This is a genomic window from Intrasporangium chromatireducens Q5-1 (assembly GCF_000576575.1).
In the GTDB taxonomy this organism is placed as follows: domain Bacteria; phylum Actinomycetota; class Actinomycetes; order Actinomycetales; family Dermatophilaceae; genus Intrasporangium_A; species Intrasporangium_A chromatireducens.
The window spans coordinates 1-5,904 of sequence record NZ_AWQS01000233.1; the positions used below are offsets into that span (position 1 = coordinate 1).

Sequence of the window (5,904 nt, forward strand, 5' to 3'; positions counted from 1 at the left end):
CCCCGGCAGCGGCCCCGGCGGCGGGAGCGGCGGCGGCAGCGGAGGCGTCAGCGGCGGCCAGGCACCTTCGGAGACGCCCGTCGGCTACTACGGCGGCACGGCGGTCGTGCTGCTGACCGACGGCGAGGACACCGGCGGCCCGGACCCGCGCGAGGTCGCCGACCTCGCCTCGACGGCCGGCGTGCGCGTCGACCCCATCGGGCTGGGCACCCCGCAGGGCACCGTGCTGCAGGTCGACGGCTTCAGCGTCGCGACGGCCCTCGACGAGCCGGCCCTGCGCCAGATCGCGAAGACGACGGGCGGGACGTATTGGTCCGCCGCCGACGCCGGCTCCCTGGCTGCCGTCTACGACTCGATCGAGCTCGCCTGGCACGTCCGGACGGTCCCCCACGAAGTCACCTCGCTCGTCGCGGGGCTCGCCGCGCTGCTCCTGCTCGCCGGGGTCGCCACGACGGTGGTCCGGGAGGGGAGGGTGGTCTGACGTGTCCTTCGACCAGCCGCTCCTGCTCGGTGTGCTGCTTGCCGTGCCGGTCCTGCTCGGTCTCTACCTCCGGCAGCTCCAGCGCCGCCGTCGGCTCGCGGTGCGCCACCCGGACGTGGCGCTCGTGCGGCTTGCGGCCGGTCCGCAGCACCGGTGGCGCCGGCACGTGCCGATCGCGCTGGTCCTGGCGTCCCTCGCCCTGCTCGGCGTCGCGGCAGCGCGCCCGCAGGTCCGCACCCAGGTGCCGATCTCCGGGTCGACGTTCATCCTGGCCCTCGACCTGTCCGGCTCGATGTGCGCCACGGACGTCTCACCCAACCGGCTCAGCGCCGCCCAGTCGGCGGTGCGGTCCTTCGCGGAGGGTCAGCCGGCCGACACGAAGATCGGGCTCGTCCTCTTCTCCGGCTTCGCGGAGCTCGCCGTCCCGCCGACGACGGACCGGGGCACCCTGCTCGCCGCCCTCGACGACGCCCAGATCGGTCGGGGGACGGCGATCGGGGCGGCGATCCTCAAGTCGGTCGACGCGATCGCCGAGATCGACCCCGCCGTGCCGCCCAGCGACCCGGTCTCGGGTCTCGACCTCCCCGGCCTCCCACCGACCGGTGGACCGGCCGGTGGACCGGCCGGCGGGCCGACCACTGGACCGAGCGGTGGGTCCGGCACGAACCCCCAGCAGACGCCGCCCACGCGGTCGGGCCCGAAAGGTGGGCCGGTGCCCGAGATCCTCGTGCTGCTGACGGACGGCGCCAACACGAGAGGCGTCCCGCCCGAGGACGCGGCCGCCCAGGCCGGGGACCGTGGCGTGCGGATCTATCCGATCGGCTTCGGCACCCGCAACCCGACCCGGATGGCCTGCACAGTCCAGCAGTACGGCGGCTACGAGCCGCGGTTCACGGGGCGGGACCTGACCCGCCCCGGCGCCGCCCCGGACCAGACCTACCTCCTCGTCGACGAGCCGGCCCTGCGCGCGGTCGCGAAGCGCACGGGCGGCGAGTACTTCGCCGCCAAGGACGCCGACGAGCTGAACCAGGTCCTGGCCGCGCTCCCGAAACACCTCTCGCTCCAGTTCCGACAGCTCGACCTCAGCGCCGGCTTCGCCCTCGTGGCCGCGGCGCTGCTCGTCGCCGGCCTGGTCGTGTCGCTGCGGCGAAGCCCACTGCTGTGAGCCGGCGACCGGGGGCGCACCTGGGCACCTACCCTGTGCCCATGCGCCCCGACGACCTCTTCCCGCGCGCGCTCATCCGCAACGCCCGGCTCGTGCCGGTCGGCGGCCGGACCGCCCCCGAGCACCCCGTCGACCTGCGCATCCGGGACGGCAAGGTCACCGAGGTCGCCGTGTCGCTCGAGGCCGACCGCGACGAGCAGGTCCACGACGCGTCGGGCCGCTGGGCGATCCCGGGCCTCTGGGACGCCCACGTCCACATGGCGCAGTGGTCCCTGGCGCGGGCCCGACTCGACCTGGCCGGCACCGGCTCCGCGACGGAGGGGGTCGACCGCGTCCGCCGCGAGGTGGCGCGGCGGGCCCGCGAGGGTGACCGGACCAGCGTCATCGTCGGCTACGGTCACCGCTCGGCCACGTGGCCCGGCCCCGCGACCGTCGCCGAGCTCGACGCCGTCTCCGGAGAGCATCCCGTCATCCTCGTCAGCGGGGACGCCCACAACGGCTGGCTCAACTCCGCTGCACTCGGACTGCTCGGGCTGCCGCCCCGCGCCGGCGCCCTCGACGAGGACGACTGGTTCCCCGTCTTCGCGCGGCTCGACGACCTGCCCGGTGCCACCGCCGCGAAGGAGCACGCCTACCGCGAGGCGGCGCACGCCGCCGCCGCGAAGGGCATCGTCGGCATCACCGACATGGAGTTCAGCGGCGCCGTCCGGGAGTGGCCCGAGCGGTTCAGCGCCGGACTGACGACGCTGCGCGTCAGGACGGCGGTGTATGCCGCTGAGCTGGCCCACGTCCTCGAGGCGGGCTGGCGCTCGGGGGACCCCCTCGGCGACTCGTCGGGTCTGATCGAGATGGGCCCGCTCAAGATCATCTCGGACGGATCGCTCAACACGCGCACCGCATACTGCTGCGAGCCGTACGCCGACGCGAGCGCGGCGCACCTCGAGCATCCGCGCGGCAAGCAGAACACCTCCCCCGAGCAGCTGCGGGAGCTCGTCGGGCGCGCCCACGCCGCGGGGCTGCGGGTCGCCGTGCACGCCATCGGTGACGCGGCCGTGTCCTCGGCACTGGATGCCTTCGCCACGACCGGAGCCACCGGCTCGATCGAGCACGCCCAGCTCGTCCGCCTCGAGGACCTCGAGCGGATGGGTCGCCTCGGCGTCGTGGCAAGCGTGCAGCCGGCGCACCTGCTCGACGACCGGGACGTGACCATGGCGTGCTGGCCCGACCGCGCCGGCCGGTGCTTCGCGCTCCGTTCGATGCTCGACGCCGGCGTGCGGCTCGCGATGGGCTCGGACGCCCCCGTCGCCGCGCTCGACCCCTGGCTCACCCTCGCCGCCGCGGTGCACCGCAGCGCGGACGGACGGGAGCCGTGGCACCCCGAGCAGGCCGTGTCGGTCGCCGAGGCGCTCGCGGCGAGCACCGACGGGCAGGGCACCCTCGGGGTCGGCTCCCGCGGTGACCTCGTGCTGCTCGACGCGGACCCACTCGTGCGCGACGTGCCGAGCACCGACACGGCAGCGGTGGGCGCCCGGCTGCGCGGCCTGCCCGTCGCAGCCACGTTCCTCGCTGGGCGGCCGACCTGGTCCCGGCTCTGAGACCGAACCCCGCGCTCCTGCTGGGCGGGCCGGGACGCTGTCGTCCTCGCTACCCCCGCGACGTGTGGGAACATCAAGAGTGACCGTCACCGGGACGTTCCGACTGGAGGTCGCGGGTGACTGAAGAGCCGGACACCCCGCCACCCCAGCCCGCCGGTCCTGATTCGGCGCCGCCGAAGAGACCCGGGCGGTATGCGCGACTGCGGCACTCCGTGGGCCGCCATCCGCTCGACCTGGTGCGGCTCGCCGTGTCGGCCGGCGTGGTCCTCGCCTGCCTCGTCGTGGCCCGGACCCCGGGCGTCAACGAGGTGGAGGCGGCGATCTTCCACGAGCTCCAACGCCTGCCCGACTGGTCCGCGCCGCTGTGGCGGATCCTGCCCTGGGCCGGCTACTGGCCCGGGATCGTCCTCGGTGCCGGGCTCGCCCTCTATCTCGGCCGGGTCCGGATGGCCGTCGCGGTCGCGTGGTCCGGAGTCGTCGCATGGGCCCTCGTCCTCATCGTGCACGAGCTCATCGGCCCGCGGATCGTCACCGCGGCCTTCCTCGAGACCGTCGTCCGGACCGGTGGCGGCAGCGCCTTCGAGTTCCCGTCGCTGCACACCGCCGTGGCCGCCGCCATCGCCAGTGCGGCGGGGCCCTACGTCACGCGCGCCGAGCGACGGGTCAGCTGGGTCGTCGTCATCGGGGTGGCCGTCGCCGACCTGTACCTCGGCAACGCGCTGCCGATCGGCGTGTTCGCCGCCGCCGTGCTCGGCTGGGGAGTCGGCATCCTGCTGCACCTCGTCCTTGGGGCGCCGGGCCGGCGGGCCGCCGAGCCCGCGGTCCAGGCCGCTCTGCGGCAGGTCGGCATCGCCCCGGCCCGGATGGTGCGTCTGCCCGGTCGTCTGCTCGGCCCACAGGTCTACGAGGTCCACACGACCGAGGGGGAGCACGTCGAGGTCAAGGTCGTCCGGCGGCTGCACCGGCTCGCCGGCATCGGCTACCGGGTCCGGCGGGTGCTCGCCTCGCTGGAGGTCGCCCCGGAGCCGGCGCTGTCGACGCCACGGCACGAGGTCGCCCACGAGGCCTACATCACCCTGCTCGCCGAGCGGGCCGGGGTCGGCACGCTGCCCGTCCTGCTCGCCGGCGAGATCGAGCACGGCCCGCCGTTCCTCGTGCGCCGGCACTTCGACGGCCGGCTGCTGTCCGACCTCGGGCCCGGCTCGGTGACCGATGCGCAGCTCGACGCGCTGTGGCGCGCGGTCCGGTGCCTCGGCTCGGCGCGGATGGTCCACCATGACCTGCGCGCCTCCAACATCCTCGTCGACGGCAGCGGGGGGATCCGCATCGCCGACTTCACGTTCGGCCGGGTCGGCGGTCCGCGCACGCACAATGTGCAGGACGTCGCAGAGCTGCTCGTCACCCTCACCTCGGTCGTGGGGGTCGAGCGAGCGGTCGACAGCGCCATCCGGTCCCTGCCGGACGAGACCGTGCGCGACTCGCTGCCGCACCTGCAGCCGGTCGCCCTGCACCGGCGGTTCCGGCGACAGCTGGTCCATCGGACCGACCTCATGCGGCTGCGCCAGGCGATCGCCGACCGGCTCGACTGCGAGGTGCCCGCGTTCCGCTCGCCGGTCCGCCCAGCGACGGTGGCCATCCTCGCGGCTGGCGGCATCGCGGTCTACCTGCTCCTGCCCGAGGTGGCGAGCCTCGCGGAGGTCCGCTCGGTGATCGCGCGAGCGCAGTGGGACTGGCTCGGCGCGACGGTCGCGTTCGGGATGCTCGCCATCCTGTCCAACACCCTGACCATCCTCGGCTCGGCCCAACCGTCTCTCCCGGTGTGGCGCAGCATCGCCGTGCAGGTCGCCTCCGCCTTCACCGGACGCACGACGGTCGCGGCGCTCGGCTACTACACGATCAACATCTCGTTCCTCGAGAAGCTCGGCATGGCTCGCACCGACGCGGTCGGGGTGCTGCTGCTCAACCGGGCGGCCACCGTCGTGGTGACCGGGCTGGCAACGCTCGTCGGCATCCTCGTCATCGGCGACGCGGTGCCGCTCGGACAGGTCTCCATCCCGCTGTGGACGTGGATCCTCGGCGCGAGCCTGCTCGTGCTGCTCGTCGCGTTCCTCGCCTCGCCGTGGGGCCGGACCCGTGTGTGGCAGCCCGCCCGCGCGATCCTCGGCCGGCTCGTCGACACCGTCGTGCCGACCCTGCGGCGGCCGGTGCGCGCCCTCCAGCTCGTCGTCGGCGAGGTGCTCTTCCTCGCCTTCTCGGCCGCAGGCCTGGCCACGACCCTGTCGGCCATCGGGGCGCACTATTCCCTCGGCGCCGTCGTCGCTGTCTTCATCGTCGCGTCCACGCTCGGGCAGCTCCTCCCGACTCCCGGCGGCCTCGGTGCGGTCGAGGGCGCGCTCGTGGCCGGCCTGACGGCGGTCGGCATCCACCCCACCGACGCCGTGGCGGCGGCCCTGACTGCCCGGGTGCTGACCTTCTGGCTGCCCGTCGTCCCCGGCATCGTCGCCCACCGGCTGCTCCAGCACCACAACGTCATCTGACCAATCGAGAGTGCGACATTCCTCATCGACAGTGCACTTTTCTCAATCGAGCGTGCACTTCTCACAATCGACAGTGCACTTTTCTCAATCGAGCGTGCAGTTGTCGCTTTCCAAGCTCAGCGAGAA

The 5,904-nt window shown here is 74.1% G+C and carries 4 protein-coding genes; all 4 read left to right on the plus strand.

Annotated elements, in window-relative coordinates; genetic code table 11:
- Positions 1–481 (plus strand): vWA domain-containing protein (locus tag N864_RS18375; protein WP_155893013.1); only part of this gene is annotated, 481 nt, incomplete at its 5' end.
- Position 482: 1 nt separating this feature from the next.
- Complete coding sequence (locus tag N864_RS18380; protein WP_034720468.1) at positions 483–1,646, plus strand: VWA domain-containing protein; 1,164 nt, start codon at positions 483–485, stop codon at positions 1,644–1,646.
- Between the two features lie 41 nt (positions 1,647–1,687).
- A complete protein-coding gene (locus N864_RS18385; protein WP_034720472.1) occupies positions 1,688–3,241 on the plus strand; it encodes an amidohydrolase in 1,554 nt (517 codons plus the stop codon).
- 116 nt (positions 3,242–3,357) lie between these two features.
- The gene (locus tag N864_RS18390) at positions 3,358–5,778 is read left to right on the plus strand and encodes a lysylphosphatidylglycerol synthase transmembrane domain-containing protein (protein WP_155893014.1); all 2,421 of its coding nucleotides are present in this window, start codon (positions 3,358–3,360) and stop codon (positions 5,776–5,778) included.
- Positions 5,779–5,904 lie beyond the last annotated feature (126 nt).